The sequence below is a fragment of the Blattabacterium cuenoti genome (genome assembly GCF_014251555.1).
Lineage (GTDB): Bacteria > Bacteroidota > Bacteroidia > Flavobacteriales > Blattabacteriaceae > Blattabacterium > Blattabacterium cuenoti_P.
Map to the genome: position 1 here is coordinate 498,112 of NZ_CP059190.1, position 19,747 is coordinate 517,858.

General features: G+C 26.7%; 19 protein-coding genes and 1 tRNA gene. 12 read left to right on the forward strand and 8 right to left on the reverse strand.

Features of this window, described 5'->3' with window-relative positions; translation table 11 throughout:
* Positions 1-37: 37 nt before the first annotated feature.
* Positions 38-1,204, reverse strand: a complete 1,167-nt coding sequence (locus H0H68_RS02475; protein WP_185853222.1) for a cysteine desulfurase family protein — start codon at positions 1,202-1,204, stop codon at positions 38-40.
* A 227-nt stretch (positions 1,205-1,431) separates the two neighbouring features.
* Between H0H68_RS02475 and rny the strand changes: the two genes are divergently transcribed.
* From rny to lpdA, 3 genes are read left to right on the forward strand one after another with little or no spacing between them, the layout of a single operon-like run.
* A complete protein-coding gene (gene rny / locus H0H68_RS02480; protein WP_185853223.1) occupies positions 1,432-3,003 on the forward strand; it encodes a ribonuclease Y in 1,572 nt (523 codons plus the stop codon).
* A gap of 13 nt (positions 3,004-3,016) precedes the next feature.
* A complete protein-coding gene (locus H0H68_RS02485) occupies positions 3,017-3,991 on the forward strand; it encodes a deoxyhypusine synthase family protein (protein WP_185853224.1) in 975 nt (324 codons plus the stop codon).
* A 44-nt stretch (positions 3,992-4,035) separates the two neighbouring features.
* Positions 4,036-5,451, forward strand: a complete 1,416-nt coding sequence (lpdA, locus tag H0H68_RS02490) for a dihydrolipoyl dehydrogenase (protein ID WP_185853225.1) — start codon at positions 4,036-4,038, stop codon at positions 5,449-5,451.
* A gap of 19 nt (positions 5,452-5,470) precedes the next feature.
* Here the strand turns inward: lpdA and ung are convergent, their stop codons facing one another.
* Positions 5,471-6,127: a uracil-DNA glycosylase gene (gene ung, locus H0H68_RS02495; RefSeq protein WP_185853226.1), complete on the reverse strand. Its 657-nt coding sequence runs from the start codon at positions 6,125-6,127 to the stop codon at positions 5,471-5,473.
* 37 nt (positions 6,128-6,164) lie between these two features.
* On the reverse strand, positions 6,165-6,500 hold the full coding sequence (locus H0H68_RS02500; protein ID WP_185853227.1) for a 4Fe-4S binding protein: 336 nt from the start codon (positions 6,498-6,500) through the stop codon (positions 6,165-6,167).
* 37 nt (positions 6,501-6,537) lie between these two features.
* On the opposite strand from H0H68_RS02500, the gene H0H68_RS02505 reads away from it, so the two are divergent.
* Positions 6,538-7,581: an acyl-CoA reductase gene (locus H0H68_RS02505; RefSeq protein WP_185853228.1), complete on the forward strand. Its 1,044-nt coding sequence runs from the start codon at positions 6,538-6,540 to the stop codon at positions 7,579-7,581.
* A gap of 20 nt (positions 7,582-7,601) precedes the next feature.
* Here the strand turns inward: H0H68_RS02505 and ribD are convergent, their stop codons facing one another.
* The 4 genes from ribD to H0H68_RS02525 form a co-directional block, all read right to left on the reverse strand.
* Positions 7,602-8,630 (reverse strand): bifunctional diaminohydroxyphosphoribosylaminopyrimidine deaminase/5-amino-6-(5-phosphoribosylamino)uracil reductase RibD, encoded by a 1,029-nt coding sequence (gene ribD, locus H0H68_RS02510; protein ID WP_185853229.1) that lies wholly within the window; start codon positions 8,628-8,630, stop codon positions 7,602-7,604.
* A gap of 4 nt (positions 8,631-8,634) precedes the next feature.
* Positions 8,635-9,402: a shikimate dehydrogenase family protein gene (locus tag H0H68_RS02515; RefSeq protein ID WP_185853230.1), complete on the reverse strand. Its 768-nt coding sequence runs from the start codon at positions 9,400-9,402 to the stop codon at positions 8,635-8,637.
* Between the two features lie 33 nt (positions 9,403-9,435).
* The gene (gene rpsU / locus H0H68_RS02520) at positions 9,436-9,633 is read right to left on the reverse strand and encodes a 30S ribosomal protein S21 (RefSeq protein WP_185853231.1); all 198 of its coding nucleotides are present in this window, start codon (positions 9,631-9,633) and stop codon (positions 9,436-9,438) included.
* 43 nt (positions 9,634-9,676) lie between these two features.
* A tRNA-Val gene (locus H0H68_RS02525) sits at positions 9,677-9,751 on the reverse strand.
* Between the two features lie 62 nt (positions 9,752-9,813).
* Here H0H68_RS02525 and recG point away from each other — a divergent pair.
* The 7 genes from recG to H0H68_RS02560 all read left to right on the forward strand — a co-directional run bounded on the left by recG (position 9,814) and on the right by H0H68_RS02560 (position 18,033).
* Positions 9,814-11,874, forward strand: coding sequence for an ATP-dependent DNA helicase RecG (recG, locus tag H0H68_RS02530; RefSeq protein WP_185853232.1), 2,061 nt, complete (start codon positions 9,814-9,816; stop codon positions 11,872-11,874).
* A gap of 12 nt (positions 11,875-11,886) precedes the next feature.
* The gene (locus H0H68_RS02535; RefSeq protein ID WP_185853233.1) at positions 11,887-14,004 is read left to right on the forward strand and encodes an ATP-dependent helicase; all 2,118 of its coding nucleotides are present in this window, start codon (positions 11,887-11,889) and stop codon (positions 14,002-14,004) included.
* 19 nt (positions 14,005-14,023) lie between these two features.
* Positions 14,024-15,034: a cation diffusion facilitator family transporter gene (locus H0H68_RS02540; RefSeq protein WP_185853234.1), complete on the forward strand. Its 1,011-nt coding sequence runs from the start codon at positions 14,024-14,026 to the stop codon at positions 15,032-15,034.
* Positions 15,035-15,053: 19 nt separating this feature from the next.
* Complete coding sequence (locus H0H68_RS02545) at positions 15,054-15,662, forward strand: DUF4290 domain-containing protein (RefSeq protein ID WP_185853235.1); 609 nt, start codon at positions 15,054-15,056, stop codon at positions 15,660-15,662.
* Positions 15,663-15,664: 2 nt separating this feature from the next.
* Positions 15,665-16,981 (forward strand): UDP-N-acetylglucosamine 1-carboxyvinyltransferase, encoded by a 1,317-nt coding sequence (murA, locus tag H0H68_RS02550; RefSeq protein ID WP_185853236.1) that lies wholly within the window; start codon positions 15,665-15,667, stop codon positions 16,979-16,981.
* A 172-nt stretch (positions 16,982-17,153) separates the two neighbouring features.
* Positions 17,154-17,636, forward strand: coding sequence for a transcription elongation factor GreA (gene greA, locus H0H68_RS02555; RefSeq protein ID WP_185853237.1), 483 nt, complete (start codon positions 17,154-17,156; stop codon positions 17,634-17,636).
* Positions 17,629-18,033 (forward strand): HIT family protein, encoded by a 405-nt coding sequence (locus H0H68_RS02560; RefSeq protein ID WP_185853238.1) that lies wholly within the window; start codon positions 17,629-17,631, stop codon positions 18,031-18,033. The genes greA and H0H68_RS02560 overlap by 8 nt, the downstream gene beginning before the upstream one ends.
* A 5-nt stretch (positions 18,034-18,038) precedes the next feature.
* On the opposite strand, the gene H0H68_RS02565 is transcribed toward H0H68_RS02560, so the two are convergent.
* Positions 18,039-18,809: a type III pantothenate kinase gene (locus H0H68_RS02565; protein WP_185853239.1), complete on the reverse strand. Its 771-nt coding sequence runs from the start codon at positions 18,807-18,809 to the stop codon at positions 18,039-18,041.
* A 122-nt stretch (positions 18,810-18,931) separates the two neighbouring features.
* Between H0H68_RS02565 and H0H68_RS02570 the strand changes: the two genes are divergently transcribed.
* Positions 18,932-19,738 (forward strand): alpha/beta fold hydrolase, encoded by an 807-nt coding sequence (locus H0H68_RS02570; protein ID WP_238783939.1) that lies wholly within the window; start codon positions 18,932-18,934, stop codon positions 19,736-19,738.
* Positions 19,739-19,747 lie beyond the last annotated feature (9 nt).

The window sequence follows — 19,747 nt, forward strand, 5'->3', positions numbered from 1 at the left end:
TGATCATAAATATAATAATATAATAAGATATTTGAAATTATGATAAATTTTTTTTTTTTCTGATTTTTTGTAAAGCTTCTATTAACAAATCTATGTCTTTTTTTTCATTAAAAATTCCAAAAGAAATTCTAATAGGCATCATTTTATTTAGTAAATTCTCATTTGTGATAGATTGAATAACATGAGATATTTTTTTCACGTTATTATTGCAAGAACTTCCTTTAGAAACGGCTACACCCATTAAATCCAAATGAAAATACAATAAATAATCTTTTTTTTTTGTTGGATACAAAAAATTTAATATGGAGGGAAGACTTTGATCAGGAGAAGATGATAGTCCATTGAAAATAATATTTGGGATAATTTTTTTCAATTCTGAAATGCAATAAAATTTTAAATCTTGTATTTTTTCTATGTGATGTGAAAAATTACAACAAGATAACTGTAAAGCTTCCGAAAGTCCTGCTATTCCATGTGTATTTTCTGTTCCAGAACGAATTCCATATTCCTGAGAACCTCCAGTAATGAAATGTTTTATTTTTTTTAAAATATGATTTCTAATAAAAACAAAACCTACTCCTTTTGGCCCATAGAACTTATGGGCACTTGCAGTGGCGAAATCAAAAGAAAATTTTTCCATATCAATAGGAAAATTTCCGATAATCTGAATAGTATCTGAGTGAAAATAAGCATTGTATTTTTGACATAAAAATATAATTTTATCTATCTCCAACAGATTTCCAATTTCATTGTTTGCATACATTAGACTTACAAGTGTTTTTTTAGAAGAATTTCTTTTTAAAAGATCTTCCATATGATTTAAATTAAGAACTCCTTTTTCTTGAATTTGAATGAAATTTACACATACTTTATCTTTGAAATCTAAAACAGTTTGTAAAACAGAAAGATGTTCCAATTGAGAAGTCAAAACATGCTTTACTCCTAAGTCTAATATAGAAGATCTTAATACAAGATTATTCGCTTCAGTCCCTCCAGAAGTAAAAATAATTTCAGAAGGAGAAGCCATGATGTTTTTTGCTATACGAATTCTAGATTCTTCTATTATAGAACGAGCTTCTCTTCCATAACTGTGTTGTACAGAAGAAGGATTTCCAAATGAATATTTTAATGTGTTTACCATGACTTTAATGACTTCATTCCTTACAGGAGTTGTAGCCGCATTGTCTAAATATGCTCTTTTCATTAATAAGAAATTTCAGTTTTACATACAAATATATAATGTATTCAAATTCCGTTTGTTAAAAATGTATTTAAAAAAATCTCATCTTTAATTTCGTATATTTATCATAGTCATCCTTGATTCAGTTAAAGTCTTTTTAGAAAAGAAATTTTCTAGTTTCTGTTAAGTGTTTTTTTGTTTTAAAAATGTTATTAAAATGTCTATTTTATTTTTATTTAAATTGAGTAAATATGAAAATAAATGTTGGATTTTCGGTCCTCATGGGGTTTGTGATTGGAATTATTGCATCTTATTTTTTTGGAAAAAAAACCATATTAAGAAAATATATTCAATTATTAGAAAAAGCTAATTTTCAAGCTAAAAAAATCATAAGAAATGCGGAGAAAGAAGGTGAATCCATAAAAAAAAAGAAAATGCTTCAAGCAAAAGAAAAATTTATAGAACTCAAATCGAAACATGAAAAAGATGTTCATCTCAGAGAGAGAAAAATAATAGACATAGAAAGTAAAACAAAAGAAAAAGAAAATAGATTGTCTAAAGAAATAGAAATCTACTTTAAAAGAAACAATCGTTTAGAATCACAAATTCATGATTATGAAAAAAAATACAAAATTCTGAAAAAGAAACAAGAAGAATTTAAAAATATGCACATCAAGCAAATAGAATTGCTTGAAAAAATATCTAACTATTCTTCTGAAGAAGCTAAAAATGAATTAATTGATATTCTTAAAAATGAAGCAAAAATAAAAGCACAATCTCACATTCAAAATATTATAGAAGAATCACAGTTTACTGCAAAAATGGAAGCAAAAAAAATTGTGATTCAAGCTATTCAAAGAATTGGAACTGAACAAGCCGTAGAAAACGCTGTCTCTGTTTTTAATATAGAATCAGATGATGTCAAAGGTCGTATCATTGGACGAGAAGGAAGAAATATAAGAGCTTTAGAAAAAGCAACAGGAGTAGAAATTATTGTGGATGATACACCAGAAGCTATTCTTTTATCTTGCTTCAATCCTATTCGTAGAGAAGTAGCTAGATTAGCTCTTCACAAATTAGTGATTGATGGACGTATACATCCTGCAAGAATTGAAGAAATAGTAGCAAAAACGGAAAAACAAATTGAAGAAGAAATAGTAGAAATAGGAAAAAAAAATATAATAGATTTAGGAATTCATGGAATTCATCCAGAATTAATTAGAATGATAGGAAGAATGAAATATCGCTCTTCTTATGGTCAAAATCTGTTGCAACATTCTAGAGAAGTAGCACATTTGGCAGGGATATTGGCTTCTGAATTGGGTTTAAATGCAAAATTAGCAAAACGTGCAGGTCTATTGCATGATATAGGTAAAGTTCCTGAAAGCGAATCAGAACTTCCTCATGCTATTTTAGGAATGCAATGGGCAGAGAAATATGGAGAAAATATGGAAGTTTGCAATGCTATAGGATCACATCATGATGAAATAGAGATGAAAGTCCTACTATCTCCTATAGTACAAGTTTCAGATTCCATTAGTGGAGCTCGTCCTGGAGTAAGAAGGAATTCTTTTGAATCCTATTCAAAAAGACTAAAAAACTTGGAAAATATAGCTTTTAGTTTTGATGGAGTTAATAAAGCCTTTGCTATACAAGCAGGAAGAGAACTGCGTGTCTTAGTAGAGAGCGATAAAATTGATGATAAAAAAGCTTTTCAGTTATCTTGTGAGATAACAGAAAAAATAAAGAATGAGATGACTTATCCTGGTCAAATAAAAGTAACAGTGATTAGAGAAACTAGAGCCGTGCAAATAGCTAGATAAAAAAATAAAAATTATGAAAGAATCTTCTATTACTTCTTTTATTGAAAAATACTTTCTTCATTTTAATGCTTTAACTTTATCAGAAGCTGCTAAAGCATATAAATATCATACTCAAAATGATGGGAAAATGATGATTACACTAGCGGGAGCAATGAGCACTGCAGAATTAGGTAAGATATTAGCTGAAATGATTCGAAAAGATAAAGTTCATATTATTTCTTGTACAGGAGCTAATTTAGAAGAAGACATATTAAACTTAATAGCTCATTCTCATTATAAAAAAATACCTTATTACAGAGACTTAACTCCGGATCATGAAAAAGATTTTTTGAAAAAAGGGTATTATAGAGTTACAGACACCTGCATTCCAGAAGAACAAGCTTTTAAAAAATTACAAAAGTATATTTTTCAAGTATGGAAAAAAGCTCAAGAAAAATCAAAACGTTATTTTCCTCATGAATATATTTATCAATTGTTATTAGAAAATGTTTTAGAACCTTATTACAACATAAATCCAAAAGACAGTTGGGTATTAGCAGCTGCAAAAAAAAATATACCCATGATAGTTCCAGGTTGGGAAGATAGCACAATAGGAAATATTTTTGCTTCATGTTGTATGAAAAAACAATTTCAAACTTTTCTTGTCAAAAATGGAATCGAATATATGATGTATTTAGCTAAATGGTATCAAAAAGAATCTATGAAACATAAAATAGGTTTTTTTCAGATTGGAGGAGGAATATCTGGAGATTTTCCTATTTGTGTAGTCCCTATGCTCTCTCAAGACATCGGATTTTATCCGACTCCTTTTTGGTCTTACTTTTGTCAAATTTCAGATTCTACTACGAGTTATGGATCTTATTCAGGAGCTATTCCAAATGAAAAAATCACTTGGGGAAAACTTGATAAGGATACTCCAAAATTTATTATAGAATCAGATGCAACCATAGTTGCTCCACTTATTTTTGCATATGTATTAGATATGTAAGTAATTAAGTGTGTAAATTTGAATATAACATAAAATATTTTATAATGAATAATGTATATGACCTTGTTGTTATTGGTTCTGGTCCAGGAGGATATGTTTCCGCTATTAGAGCTAGTCAATTAGGACTTCGTACTGCTATTGTAGAAAAATACCAAAAATTGGGAGGAACATGTTTGAATGTCGGGTGCATTCCTTCTAAATCACTTTTAGATTCTTCTAAATATTTTTCATTAGCTAAAAATCATTATTCTTCACACGGAATTTTTTTTGAAAAATTATTTTTTGATTTCAAAAAAATGATGAATAGAAAAAATGAAATAGTCAAAAATATTAATAGTGGGATCAAATTTTTAATGAAAAAAAACAAAATTGTTTTGTATCAAGGAATAGCTTCATTTAAGACAAAGAACACTCTTTCCATTAAAGAAATCAAATCATTAAAAGAAAAACAAGAAATCAAATTTAAATATTGTATAATATCCACAGGTTCTAAACCTTCATGTTTGCCTCATTTAAATTTTGGAAATAAAATAATTTCTTCTACAGAAGCTCTTTCTTTAAATGAAATTCCTAATAAATTAATAATCATTGGAGGAGGAATCATTGGATTGGAATTAGGTTCTATTTTTAATAGATTAGGAAGTCAAATAACTATCATAGAAGTTATGGACAAAATCATATCAAATATGGATGATTCATTAAGTCAAGAAATTAGAAAAATTCTAGAAAAATCTTCTATTCAAATAGAAACTTCTTTATCCATTATCAATATTATTGAAGAAAAAAACAAAGAAATATCAGTTTTTGTGAAGTATAAGAATGGAGAAGAAATGAAATTTTCAGGAGATTATTGTTTATTATCAATAGGTAGAATCCCATATACGAAAAATCTAGGATTAGAAAATATAGGAATTAAGAAAGATAAAAAAGGATTTATACTAGTGAATGATTCGTTGCAAAGTAATATAAAAAATATATATGCAATTGGAGATGTTATAGGAGGAAAAATGTTGGCACACAAGGCTGAAGAAGAAGGATTATATGCGGTGGAACACATGATTGGACAAAAACCAAATAAACTAAATTATGATTTAGTCCCATCAGTAATCTATACATATCCTGAAGTAGCTAGTGTTGGACGTACTGAAAATGAAATTAAAAAAGAAAAAATGGAATATAATGTAGGAACTTTTCCTATGAAAGTATTAGGAAGAGCTCGCACAAGTGGCTGTACAGACGGTTTTTTGAAAATGATTACTCACAAAAAAACAGATGAAATACTGGGAGTTCATATAATCGGAGATCATGCTGCAGATATGATAATGGAGGCATCTGTTGCTATGGAATTTCGTTCCTCTTCAGAGGATATATATAGAATCTGTCATCCTCATCCTACTTTTAGTGAATCCTTCAAAGAAGCAGCTTTACTAAATTTTGAAAACCGTTCTATCCATATGTAGACATATGTTGGTTGTTATGTTATCCCCAAATGATAGGTTTCTTTCCTTTTTTATCCAAAAACTCATTGGTTTTCAAAAAATGTTTAGATCCAAAAAAACTAAGATGAGCAGAAAAAGGAGATGGATGTGAGGCTTTTAAAATATAATGATTATGAAGAGAATTAATTAAAAATGTTTTCTTTTGAGCATATTTTCCCCATAGAAGAAATACAATATTTTTTTTCTCATTAGAAACAGTTCTGATAATTTGATCTGTAAAAAATTCCCATCCCATGTTTTTATGAGAACCAGGACTCCCTCTTCTAACTGTTAATATAGAATTAAGCAATAAAACTCCTTGTTTAGCCCAATGAATTAAAGATCCACTAGAAGGAAATGAGTTGTTAAAACAATTATTGATTTCTACAAATATGTTTCTTAATGAAGGAGGAAAAGGAACTCCATTCGGAACAGAGAAACAAAGACCATCAGCTTGATTTTCTTTGTAATAAGGATCTTGTCCTAAGATGACTACTTTTAATTCTTGAAAAGGACAGTATTTTAGAGAAGATAATATATTTTCTTTTTCTGGAAAACAAATAAAATTATTGTATTCCATATGAATTAATTTCATTAATCTCCTAAAATAAGGTTGATTCCATTCTTTTTTTAGAAAAATCCTCCAATCATAATTCATAGTTTTTTTTTAATTTTTATTAAATCGAATATGTCATCTAATTGATTCTATGCAAAAAATTCTTTTTTTCAATAAGTTGTTCTTTAGTTTCCAGATTATTTTTATCTGGAACACAACAGTGGACTGGACATATTACAATACATTGTGGTTCATCATAAAAACCAACGCATTCGGTACATTTTTCTGGAACAATAAAGTATATATCCTTTTCTTTTGGTTCTTGATCCATAGTTAGAAAAGAAGTTTCTTTTTTCCTTAAGGAAGTCCCATCTGATATACTCCATTTTTTTCCTCCTTCATAAATTGCATTATTAGGACATTCAGGTTCACAAGCACCACAATTAATACATTCTTCTGTAATTTTTATGGACATTGTATTGGACTTTTTGGATTTTAAAATTAAAAAAATAATGATTAAAACTTTTGATGAATTAGGCCATTTTCTAAGAAAATTTAAGAAATTTTATGCATATAATAAATATATACCTCAACGTTTTAAAAAGTTTTTTTCTGATTTTCAAAAAATTATTCAAAAAATAACTATTGTAAATAGTTGGTTTAGAAAAAAAGATTTATTAACAACCATTGATCAATGGGGAAAAATTCTTAAAGAAGAAAAATTAGAATCTTGGATAAAAAGATACTCTTTGAATAAAAAAAAAAAATCAAAAAAAGTTCTTGTCATTATGCCTGGAAATATCCCAATAGTGGGATTTCATGATTTTCTATGTGTTCTCTTATCAGGGCATAATATCATAATTAAATTGTCTGAAGAAGACAATTTATTACTTCCTTTTTTATGCAAAATCATAACGCATCAAAAACCTATGTTAAAACATAAAATAAGATTTACAAATAATATTTTTCATGAAAAATTCGATTATGTTATAGCCAGTGGAAACAACAATACCGCTCGTTATTTTGAATATTATTTTAGAAAGCATCCTCTACTACTTAGAAAAAGAAAAACTTCCATTGCTGTATTACAAGGAAATGAAAAAGAAAAAGAATTAATCGATTTAAACAAAGATATACTTACTTACTCTGGAAGGGGCTGCAGAAATGTAGGAAAAATATTTTTGCCTTATAATTATGATCTTCATTTAATTTTAGAAAAATCATTTGTATCTGAATATGTCACAAAAAATTACAAATACATAGACAATTATAAATATTGTCTTTCTATTTATACTATGAATAAGATCTCTATTCAAAAAAATCACTTTCTTATTTTCAAAGAAGAAAATAATTATTATAGTCCAATATCTGTAGTTTATTATGAATTCTATGATAATTTAAATCAATTGAGAGAGATTATTCTAAAAAATGATCAATATATACAATGTATAGTATCTAAAAATTTTTTAAAAAAAGAAGTTGATTTTGGAAAAACACAATATCCAAAATTAGAAGATTATGCAGACGGAATTGACACTATTCAATTTTTGAATTGAAATGATTTCTGTTTAATTTTTCAACAATAAATTTTGACAAAAAGTTGATCTTTTCCAAGGAACATTTTTTTCAATATTTTTCCACCTATTCTAGGTGCTATGAGACCATTTTTTAATGTAACATCACATATGAAAATTCTACATTCATCCCAAATATTTTCTTTTATAAAACTTTCCAAAGTTTTTTTTCCTCCTTCTACTATTAAAGATAATATGTTTTTTTTATATAAAAAATCTAATATATGATTGATTATTTTTTTATCAAAAGAGATTTTAACATATTCTGTATTTTTTTGATTTTCTTTTTTTTTTTCTGTAAAAACAATAGTCTTTTGTGAACCGTCTAAAATAAAATATGAAGTAGATATGCTTAGTTCTTTATCAAGAAAAATTCTAATAGGATTGGATCCAAACCATTCTCTAACATTTAATTTTGGGTTATCATTCAATACAGTTTTTCTCCCTACTAAAATACTATCTTCTTCAGATCTCCATTTATGATTCAATTGTCTAGCATAGATTCCACTAATCCAAGCATTTTTTTTATTTTTAGAATCTATAAAACCGTCATGACTTTGAGCCCATTTTAAAATAATATAAGGACGATTTTTTTCATGAAAAGTAAAAAAACGTTTGTTTAAAATACGGCATTGATCTTTTAAAAGATTCTCTATGACTTCTATTCCAAATTCTTTCAATTTTTGTATTCCCAATCCTCTAACTTTATCACAGGGATCTTGTATTCCGATCACAACTCTTGGTATATTATTTTTAATTATTAAGTCAACACAAGGAGGGGTTCCCCCAAAATGAACACACGGTTCTAATGTAACATAAAGAGTTGAATCCAAAAATAAGTGTTTATTTTTTATTCTATTGATAGCGTTGACTTCTGCATGATCCATTCCCTTTTTATAATGCCACCCCTCTGAGATTATGAATCCATTTCTTTCTATTACACAACCAACCATAGGATTAGGTGATGTCAATCCTAATCCATTTTTAGCTAATTGAATAGCTCTTTTCATGAAAATTTCTTTATTATTCATCAATTTATGAATTCCATATTTTCCAAGATTCTTCCGCTTGAAGATACAACATTTCCAATCCATTCTTAATTAAAGCTCCTTTTTCTTCGGCTTTTTTTAAGAATAAAGTTTTATTTGGATTATAAACTAAATCATAAAAATAATGTTCTGATGAAACATATTGATAAGGTAAAGAAGGACATAAATTAATATTGGGGGATGTGCCTAAAGGTGTGCAATTGATAATAACTTTATATTTTTTCAACAAATCTTTATTTATGTCTTCATAAACTAAAAATCCCTTTTTTTTAGTTCTAGAAACATATTGATATGGAATTCGTAATCTTTTTAAAACAAATGAAATTGTTTTGGATACTCCTCCAGTCCCTAAAATTAATGCTTTTAAGTTTTTTTTATTATGATACAATCTATTAATATCCTTTTTAAAGGATAACTCAAAACCTAAAAAATCTGTGTTATATCCAATTCTATGTCCGTTTTTATCAATTTTTACAACATTCACAGATCCTATGGATTCTGCTTCTGCAACAATTTTTGTTAAAAAAGGAATAATGCTTGTTTTATAAGGGATAGTCACGTTACATCCTTTCAGACAAGGATTCTGAAATATGATTGAGACATCCTCTATTTTTGGAATATCAAAAATTTTGTAATCTGCATGAAAAATAGATTCGTTTTTAAATTTTTCTAAAAAAAACTTTCTTGAAAAAGAATAACTGATGCCTCTTCCAATTAATCCAAAAAGAAATTTATAATCTATTATTTCTTTCATAATCAATAACGTCGTCTAATAAGAAGGCAAAATTTATTCTTCTTTTTTGAGTTTCATACGTTCTCTATATATTGCTCTCAATATTTCATTTCTTCTTCCTTCAGAAGGTTTTATATATTGTTGTTTTTCTCGAAATTCTTTTAAAATACGAGTTTTATCAAATTTTTTTTTACACTTTTTTAAAGCTTTATCAATAGATTCTCCTTCTCTAACTGTAGTAATTAAAACCATAAGAAATAAATAACTAATTAATTGAAATAATAATTCATTTTTGTGGACACTATCGGATTTGAACCGACGACCTCTACTCTGTCAAAGTAGCGCTCTAAACCAACTGAGCTAAATGTCCTTTTTAATCAACAAAATTAAGTATTTTTTAAAAATATAACGGATCATAATCTATTTTAAAATATGTCCTGCAATATTCTTCAAAAATCTATAGAACATTTAAAAGGATTAAGTTTAAGAAAAGCTCATTTATTTAATACTGAATTAAAACTTCACACATACGAAGATTTATTATTTTTTTATCCAAAAGGATATATACATCTCCCTACATTAAAAAATATATCAGAATTATCAAAAGATAATAATAATAATTTTGTACAAATATTAGGAGAAATAACAAATATAGAAGAAATAAATTATAAAAATAAAAAAGGAAAAATATGGATAGCCCGTTTAGAAGATCAAACAGGTTTTATTGAATTAGTATGGTTTCAAAAAACCAATTTCTTAAAAAATGTAAAAAAAAACATTACAATAATAGTTTCCGGTAAAATTAAATGTTTTCAAGAAAAAATTCAGATCATTCATCCAAATATCCAATATTCGGAAAGGAATTCTTCTATATATCCAGTCTATTCTATTCCCAGTAATTTGAAAAAAAAAGGAATTAATAATTCTCTCATGATCAATTTATTGAGAAATCTGATAGAAGAATCAAAAAATCACATAGAAGAATTTTTTTTTCAAGAGTTTCTTGATAAAAAATTAATGTCAAGAAAAAAAGCTTTGATTCAAATTCACTTTCCAGAATCTTTAGATAGCTTATTCCATGCACAATATTCTTTAAAATTTGAAGAATTATTTTTGTTAAAATTATTCTTTTTATCGAGAAGAAAAGCAGCATACAGTCGTCCATTTCCAAGACTAGGAGAAAATTTTCATAATTTTTACAAACATTTTTTGCCTTTTACTCTAACAGAAGAACAAAAAAAAGTACTTAAGGAAATATGGAATGATTTGAAAAAACCTATTCAAATGAATAGATTATTACAAGGAGAGGTAGGATGTGGAAAAACTATAATAGCTATATTATCAATGCTCATTGCTTTAGATAACGGCTTCCAATCCTGTTTAATGGCTCCTACTGAAGTATTGGCTATACAACATTATTTTTCTATAAAAAAAATGTTTTCAAAAATTGGGATTAAAATAGCTTTGTTAACAAGTTCTACTTCTGACTCTATACGAAAATGTCTTTATCATGAAATATTTACAGGAAAAATTTCCATTTTAATAGGGACTCATGCTTTGATTCAAGAAAAAGTTCAATTTAAGAATTTGGGTTTAGCAATTATAGATGAAGAACAACGTTTCGGTGTGGAACAAAGAGCTAAAATTTGGAAAAAAGAAGACAACCTCCCACATATTCTGATTATGACAGCCACACCTATTCCTAGAACCTTAGCAAAAATTATTTATCATGATTTAAATATTTCAATTATCAAAGAGTTACCTTTAGGAAGAAAACCTGTTAAAACCATCCATTTTAGTAACGAAAACAGAGATAAAGCTTTTGAAATAGTAAAAAATCAAATTTCAAAAGGGAGACAAGTATACATTATCTATCCCACTATAAATACTTCAAAGAAGAACATGAATTTAATGAAAGGGTATCAAGAAATCAAAGAAAAATTTAAAAATTTGGAAAACAGAATTGGAATTCTGCATGGAGAAATGAATTTTCAAGAGAAAAATATGCAAATGAGCAGATTTTTACGTGGAGAAACTAAAATAATGATAGCTACTACAGTTATAGAAGTCGGAGTAGATGTCCCCAATGCAACAGTTATTTTAATAGAAAATGCAAATTTTTTTGGATTATCTCAATTACATCAATTAAGAGGAAGAGTAGGAAGAGGGATCCATCAAAGTTATTGTATTCTTATTACTGATCAAAAAATAAGTATAGAAGGTTTTTTTAGAATTAAAAAAATGTGTGAAACAAATGAAGGGTTAGAAATAGCCAAAGAAGATCTAAAATTACGTGGAGGAGGGGATTTAATAGGAACTCAACAAAGCGGAAAAAACAACTTTCGTATTGTAAATCTTATAAAAGATTATAAATTGATAAAAGATGTTTTTCCAATTGCTAAAAAATTTTTTCACCAAAATCCTGATTTTTTTAAAAATACAAAAAACATTTTTCATAAATATTATAAAGTGAATAGAAAATTCAAAAAATAATAAGTTTGGTTTATGTCTCTAAATAGTTCTCAACGGGAAATTATAGAAACTATCAATGGACCTATCCTCGTTCTTGCTGGAGCAGGATCTGGGAAAACTCGTGTAATTACATATCGTATTGTTCATATGATTCAAAATATAGGAATCAGTCCTTCTAATATATTGGCTTTAACTTTCACTAAAAAGGCTGCTAAAGAAATGAAATATAGAATTTCTAATATGATGGATCAAAAAAATATGAATCAAATCACATTGGGAACTTTTCATTCCATCTTTTCTATTCTTTTGAGAAAAGAATCTCATTGGTTAGGATACAAACCAAATTATACTATTTATGATCAGAAAGATTCAGAAAATGTGATAAAAAAAATATTAGAGGATATTAATTTGGATATTTCTTTGACTCCTAAAGAAATAAGAAGAATAATATCTGAATACAAAAATAACTTATACATCAATAAAAAAAATCATAGAGAATCAGAATGTTTAGTTAAAATATATAAATCTTACACCAAACGTTGTTTACAAGCAGATGCATTAGATTTTGATGATATTTTGTTACATACTAATCATTTATTCTCTCATTTTCCAAATGTCCTACGAAAATACCAAGATAAATTTAAATACATATTAATTGATGAATATCAAGACACGAATTTATCTCAAAATGCAATCATAAAAAGTTTAGCCTATCAGCATCAAAACCTTTTTGTAGTAGGAGATGATGCTCAAAGTATTTATGCTTTTCGTGGTGCAAATATTTCAAATATTTTAAATTTTCATCTTGATTATAAGAATGCTAAAATTTTTCGTCTAGAGCAAAATTATCGTTCTACTAATCACATAGTTCAAGCTTCTAATAATATTATCTCTTTCAACAAAAATCAAATTTTAAAAAAAATATGGACAAACAATGAAAAAGGAGAGAAAGTAAAAATATATTGTGCTTCTTCCGAAAAAGAAGAAGCACAATATATTGCTTATTCTATTCTTTCAATCAAAGAAAAAACAAAATATCATTATAAAAACTTCGCTATTCTTTATAGAGCAAATGTTCAATCGAATATTATAGAATATGCACTGAAAGATAAAAATATACCTTATAAGATCTATGGATCCATTTCATTTGAAAAACGAAAAGAAATCAGAGATTTATTGGCTTATTTTAGGATCATTACCAATTCAAATGATGAAGAATCTTTATTACGCATTCTTAAAAAAGAAAATAAAAAAACTATCAAAACCGTATTAGATTTATCTAAAAAGATAAAAATAACAGTTTACAAAATAATAAAAAATATAGATAACTATCAATTGAATATAAACAAAAAAACAAAAAACAAACTTAAAAACTTAATTTTTTCAATAGAAAAGTTTCGTATAAAGATAGATAAAAAAGATGCATATACAATAGCAAAAGAGATTGTGAATTTCTTATTATTAGAAGATTCTAAAAATTACAAAAATGAAGATTTCCAATATATACTTAATAATATATTTTGTTACGTGAACGAACAGAAAAAATTAATAAATAATGGAGACATTAGTTTATCTGGATTTTTACAATATTTTTATTTGGAAATTGATGAAGATATGAATCATGATAAAAATGAAGAAAATAAGGTTTCATTAATGACGGTTCATTTATCTAAAGGATTAGAATTTTCTATTGTTTTTATTGCAGGATTAGAAGAAAATCTATTCCCTTCAAAATCCAGTTTTTTAGACAACAAAAAAATAGAAGAAGAACGTCGTTTATTCTATGTTGCTTTAACTAGGGCTCAAAAAAGAGCTGTGCTTACTTATGCTAAATCTAGATTCTTATGGGGAAAAAGAAAAAAGAATATTCCTAGTCGTTTTATTGATGAACTGGATAAAAATTTTCTTGATATAGAAAATCAGAATTCTATATCTTCAGAAAAAAAAGAAATAAATTCTCTAGTAAATCACAAACATTATGAAGAAAAAGATTTCAAAATAGGAATAAGAGTTTTTCACAAAAATTTTGGAATTGGTTTAATTTTAGATTTACAAAATGAAAATAAAATAGCTTTAATTAAATTTAGAAAATCGGGAGAAAAAAGAATACTAATCAAATTAGCATTAGATAAGTTAATTATTTATTCATAACGATATTGATAGATAGATTATGGATGATTCAAAAAAAATTAAACTGAATTTTAATTTACAAAAATTAATTTGTTTTGTAGCTATTGTTTTCTTTTTAATCAAATTAATTACTTGGTATATGACATCTTCACTTTCCATATTTAGTGACGCAATGGAAAGTTTAATCAATATAATTAGTGGATTTATTGGATTATGTAGTCTTTATATATCTTCTTTACCTAAAGATCAAAATCATCCATATGGTCATGGGAAAATAGAGTTTATATCAACTGCGATAGAAGGAGTTTTAATTTTTATTGTAGGGATAACAATTTTTATAAACACTTTTGTACGTGTTAAACATCATATGCACGAAGTTCTTTTATCTAGATTAGATTATGGAGTGATTTTAATGTCTTTTACTGCTATTATTAACTATTTTTTAGGATTTTTAGCGTGTAAAATAGGACATAGAAATGGAGCTTTAACATTGATAGCCAGCGGAAAACATCTTCAAATCGATACCTATTCTACTTTTGGGATTGTTGTAGGACTAATTTTATTAAATATCACTAAATGGATATGGATAGATCCTATTATTTCTATTATTTTTTCATTCGTAATTTTGTATACGGGATTAAAATTATTAAGAAATGCTACAGCTGGAATTATGGATGAATCCGATAAAAAACTTTTAAAAAAGTTGTCTTTTTATCTCAATGAAAAAAGGCATGTTCATTGGATAGATCTTCATCATTTAAAAGTTATTAAATACGGTAGTGCTTTGCATGTTGATTGTCATCTAACCGTTCCATGGTTCTTTAATATAAAAGAGGCAAATCAAGAAGTCAATAAATTGACTCAATTAACTAAAAATGAATTCGGATCTAAAGTAGAATTATCTGTTCATGTAGAAGCTTGTTCCAATAATCATTGCATATTTTGTTTTAATCATTCATGCAAAGTCAGACAAAATTTTTTCCAAAAAAAAATTCTTTGGACTTTAGATAAAACATCATATTATAATAATAAAAACACTAAATCTTCTTAGATCTTTAAACATAAACAATATGGAATATAACACTAATCGTTTCAAATTGGTGATACCAGAATATGGTAGAAACATTCATAAAATGATAGACTATGCAATTCAAATAAAAAATAGAAAAAAAAGAAATCGTTGTGCATGGAGTATTATAAAATTAATGACAGATTCTACTCATCCTAGGTTCAACAAATCAATTCCTTATTTTCAACATAAATTGTGGAACCAATTATTTATTATGTCTAATTATCAATTAGATATTGATCCTCCTTTTCCTAAACCAAATCCAGGGAAAATAAAAGTTTTCTCTTATAAAAAAGTAGTATATCCTGAATATTTAACTAATTTTAGATATTATGGAAAAATAATTAGAAACATGATACATGTAGCAATCCATTGTAAAAATCAACAAAAAAAAGAAGGATTGTTTTATGCAATAGCTAATACAATGAAGAAAAATTATTTGAGATGGAATAAAAATATAGTAGAAGACGATATAATATTTAAAGATTTAAAAGAACTTTCTAAAGGAAAGATATGTTTAATGAATACAGACCCATTGCTACAATGTTCTCATATTTTGAGGTCTAAGAGAAAAAAAGGATTAAAAAAACAAAAAGAAAAAGTTGTATAATAATGGGAATTTTTAAAATTAAAGGAGGATTACCTTTAAAAGGAGAAATAAAACCACAAGGTGCTAAAAATGAGTCTTTACAGGTTTTATGTTCCGTATTATTAACTTCAGATAAATTAAGAATAAAAAATATTCCAGAAATAGGGGATGTCAAATGTTTAATGCAAATCCTTAAAGATTTGGGAGTTGTGATAAATAAAAATGATATTGGAGATTATACTTTTCAAGCAAAAAACATCAATATTGAATATTTAAACACAAAAAAATTCCGTGAATACGGAAAATCAATTAGAGGGTCCATTATGATAGCAGGACCTTTACTTGCTAGATTTGGAAAAGTTTGTATTCCGATCCCTGGGGGAGATAGAATAGGAAGACGACGTTTGGATCCTCATTTAACAGGATTAAAATCATTAGGAAGTCATATATGTTATCATCATGAATACAAATACTTTAATCTGCATACAAATAATAAAATTTTGACCGGATGTTATATTTTAATGGAAGAAGCTTCTGTGACTGGAACAGCTAATATTATAATGGCTGCAACTTTAGCTAAAGGTAAAACTACTATTTATAATGCTGCTTGTGAGCCCTATATTCAACAATTATGCAAATTATTAAAAAAAATGGGTGCTAAAATAACAGGAATAGGATCTAACTTGATTCATATAACCGGAGTGAAAGAACTAGGAGGATCTTGTACACACACCATATTACCGGATATGGTAGAAATAGGAAGTTGGATAGGTTTAGCTGCTATTACTTGTTCTGAAATTCGAATTAAAAATGTTAGTTGGAAAAATTTAGGGATCATTCCAAAAACATTCCAAAAAATGGGGATCAAATTAGAAAAAGAAAAAGATGATATTTATATCCCATCACAAGAATCTTATCAAATTAAAAAATTATTAAATAATGCGATATTAACAATATCTGATTCTCCATGGCCTGGGTTAACTCCAGATTTATTAAGTATTTTGACTGTGGTTGCTACTCAAGCTAAAGGAAGTGTTCTAATTCATCAAAAAATGTTCGAAAGTAGATTATTTTTTGTCGATAAACTTATTGAAATGGGAGCGCAAATCATATTATGTGATCCTCATAGAGCAACTGTTATTGGATTAAATCATCAATCTCATTTACGAGGAGCCATACTAAACTCTCCAGATATAAGAGCAGGAATATCTCTTTTGATCGCTGCACTTTCTGCTAAAGGAACTAGTCTCATTAAAAACATAGAACAAATAGATAGAGGATATGAAAATATAGATCAAAGATTACGCATTTTGGGTGCAAATATTTTAAGAATGGAGTAAAAAAACGTTATCAATTTATGTCATACCAAAAAAAATAAAATATTGTATTTTTTATGCATCATAAAAAATTTGATATTGTCTTTTGTTTATAAAATCACATAACTTTATGTTTCATATCATCTAATAAACAGATAAATGAAAAAGATCCGGAAAAAAATAATAATGAAAAATTATGGAAAAATTTGAATATATAACTAAAGAAGGATTAAAAAAATTGCAAAAAGAAATCGAACGACTAGAAAATATAGAACGTCCAAAAATATCTATGCAAATCGCAGAAGCAAGAGATAAAGGGGATCTTTCAGAAAATGCAGAATATGATGCGATAAAAGAAGCACAAGGATTCTTGGAAATGAATATAGCTAAGTTAAAAAAAAAATTATCCAACGCACGTATTATAGACGGTTCACAAATAAATAGAACTAGAGTTTCTATTCTTTCTACAGTAAGAGTGAAAAATTTAACTTATGGTGGAGAACAAATATACACTTTAGTTCCAGAAGGAGAAGCTGATTTGAAATCAGGTAAAATATCCATCAATACTCCTATATCTACAGGACTACTTGGGAAGCAAGTAGGACAAATTGCTCATATTAAATTGCCTAATAAAATGATACTTGATTATGAAATTTTAGAAATAGCATTTAGTGAATAATAACATTTTTCATAAAATAATTAATGACGAAATTTCTGCTTATAAAGTAGCAGAAAATTCTGATCATTTAGCTTTTTTAGATATTCATCCTATTAAAATAGGACATACTTTAGTAATTCCCAAAAAAAGCAATAGAGATAAAATTTTTTCTCTTCCTGAAAAAGAATTTATCTCTGTTATGTCTTTCACGAGAAAAGTAGCTGTCGGTATAGAAAAAATTATTCCTTGCAATCGTGTAGGTATATTTGTTATGGGATTCGAAATACCTCATGTTCACGTTCACCTCATTCCTATGGATCAAGAAAGCGATGGTAATTTCTATAAAAAAAGAATAATTTTATCTGCAAGAAAATTTCAAATTTTGTCCGAAAAAATAAAAAAATCTATTAATATATAATTTCATCAATGATTCCAATGAAATAAAATTTTTAAGCCTTTTATTGTATGCAATTTATCTTTAAGATGAATTTTTTTTGTTAAAGGTGTATAAATATGGGAGAGACCCCCAGTTGCAATCACAAAACAATTTGTTTTCAACTCTTTATTGACTCTATTAATTAATCCTTCAACCATACTTAAGTACCCATAAATAATTCCACTTTGAATACATGTTTCTGTATACTGTCCCAGTATGCTAGGAGGTTTCTTTAATTCAATTTGTGATAATTGAGCAGTGTTTCCAATTAATGCTGTTAAAGAGCTATTTACTCCCGGAGCAATAATAACACCTTGAAGATTTCCATATTTATCAATACAAGTTAAACTTAATGCAGTTCCAAAATCTATTACTAAAGTAGTATTTTCATTATTATATAATGTATATGCAGCTATAGCATTGGCATATAGATCTGTTCCTAATTGATGAGAAGAATGTTTTATAGGAGAGGCTGAATATCTATCTACTATTAGAGGTTTGATTTTATGTATTTCATATAAAGATTGTTCTACAATGTTTGTAAGTGGAGGGACTACTGATCCTATTACAATATTTTGTATTAAGTTATAGAAAATACCATATTGTTGATATATATTCCTAAATAATAAAATATATTCATCTAATGATCTATGTGGATTACTATTAATAATCCACGAACAATTACATTTTAAATTATAATTATTATTAAATAATCCAAAACGAAGACTTGAATTTCCAATATTTATTGTTAACAACATGATTCATTCCATTTTTTGAAAACGTATTTTGAATCAAACAATTGTTTTTTCACAATTTATTATATCTATAAAAAATTTTACTTTATAAAAGTATTGTATTTAATTTTCATAGTTTTTATCATATGTGCATAGATAATATCTACAAAAAAACAAATTTAAAAATAGAAGGAAAAGGAGTACCAATCGTACTATTACATGGATTTATGGAAAGTTTAGAAATATGGAATTATATATATTCCGACATTTCTAATAAATATAAAGTTCTTTCAATTGATTTACCAGGTCATGGTAAAAGTTTTTTTCAATTAAATCATGATACCATTTTTACTATGGAAAGAGCTGCGGAAATTGTGAAAAAAATTGTAGAAAAAGAGAACATACAAAAAGCAGTTTTTGTTGGTCATTCTATGGGAGGCTACATTGCTTTAGCTTTAGCAGAAAAATATCCAGAAATTTTTTTGGGATTATGTTTACTTCATTCTACAGCGGAATCTGATTCTGCTGATAAAAAGAAAATTCGTATGCAATCTATACGGTTAGCAATCAATAATTATACTATTCTTGTAGACACAAGTATAAATAAATTATTTAATCTTAAAGAATTCTCTTTTTTACAAGAAAAAATTTTTTTTGTAAAAAAAATAGCTTTATCCACTTCTGTGGATAGTGTAATTTCTTTTTTAAAAGGAATGACTGTTCGTAAAGATAGAAGATTTTTACTGAAAAAAACTAGTTTTCCGAAATTACATATAATTGGTTTATACGATTTAATTCTTGATCCAAAAAAAATTCGTGAAGAAGCTAAAAATGGAAATAAAACTAATTTCATTGAAATTCCTACAGGTCATATGGGACATATAGAAAAACCTAAAGAAATAACAAAAATATTAGAAAATTTTATGGATCATGTGATTCTCAAAAACGATTGAATTTGACAA

What these genes read in the sequence shown, in the direction of transcription:
- H0H68_RS02475 (WP_185853222.1), bottom strand. Translation starts at nt 1,204, where the DNA reads ATGAAAAGAGCATATTTAGACAATGCGGCTACAACTCCTGTAAGGAAT.
- rny (WP_185853223.1), top strand. Translation starts at nt 1,432, where the DNA reads ATGAAAATAAATGTTGGATTTTCGGTCCTCATGGGGTTTGTGATTGGA.
- H0H68_RS02485 (WP_185853224.1), top strand. Translation starts at nt 3,017, where the DNA reads ATGAAAGAATCTTCTATTACTTCTTTTATTGAAAAATACTTTCTTCAT.
- lpdA (WP_185853225.1), top strand. Translation starts at nt 4,036, where the DNA reads ATGAATAATGTATATGACCTTGTTGTTATTGGTTCTGGTCCAGGAGGA.
- ung (WP_185853226.1), bottom strand. Translation starts at nt 6,127, where the DNA reads ATGAATTATGATTGGAGGATTTTTCTAAAAAAAGAATGGAATCAACCT.
- H0H68_RS02500 (WP_185853227.1), bottom strand. Translation starts at nt 6,500, where the DNA reads ATGTCCATAAAAATTACAGAAGAATGTATTAATTGTGGTGCTTGTGAA.
- H0H68_RS02505 (WP_185853228.1), top strand. Translation starts at nt 6,538, where the DNA reads ATGATTAAAACTTTTGATGAATTAGGCCATTTTCTAAGAAAATTTAAG.
- ribD (WP_185853229.1), bottom strand. Translation starts at nt 8,630, where the DNA reads ATGAATAATAAAGAAATTTTCATGAAAAGAGCTATTCAATTAGCTAAA.
- H0H68_RS02515 (WP_185853230.1), bottom strand. Translation starts at nt 9,402, where the DNA reads ATGAAAGAAATAATAGATTATAAATTTCTTTTTGGATTAATTGGAAGA.
- rpsU (WP_185853231.1), bottom strand. Translation starts at nt 9,633, where the DNA reads ATGGTTTTAATTACTACAGTTAGAGAAGGAGAATCTATTGATAAAGCT.
- recG (WP_185853232.1), top strand. Translation starts at nt 9,814, where the DNA reads ATGTCCTGCAATATTCTTCAAAAATCTATAGAACATTTAAAAGGATTA.
- H0H68_RS02535 (WP_185853233.1), top strand. Translation starts at nt 11,887, where the DNA reads ATGTCTCTAAATAGTTCTCAACGGGAAATTATAGAAACTATCAATGGA.
- H0H68_RS02540 (WP_185853234.1), top strand. Translation starts at nt 14,024, where the DNA reads ATGGATGATTCAAAAAAAATTAAACTGAATTTTAATTTACAAAAATTA.
- H0H68_RS02545 (WP_185853235.1), top strand. Translation starts at nt 15,054, where the DNA reads ATGGAATATAACACTAATCGTTTCAAATTGGTGATACCAGAATATGGT.
- murA (WP_185853236.1), top strand. Translation starts at nt 15,665, where the DNA reads ATGGGAATTTTTAAAATTAAAGGAGGATTACCTTTAAAAGGAGAAATA.
- greA (WP_185853237.1), top strand. Translation starts at nt 17,154, where the DNA reads ATGGAAAAATTTGAATATATAACTAAAGAAGGATTAAAAAAATTGCAA.
- H0H68_RS02565 (WP_185853239.1), bottom strand. Translation starts at nt 18,809, where the DNA reads ATGTTGTTAACAATAAATATTGGAAATTCAAGTCTTCGTTTTGGATTA.
- H0H68_RS02570 (WP_238783939.1), top strand. Translation starts at nt 18,932, where the DNA reads ATGTGCATAGATAATATCTACAAAAAAACAAATTTAAAAATAGAAGGA.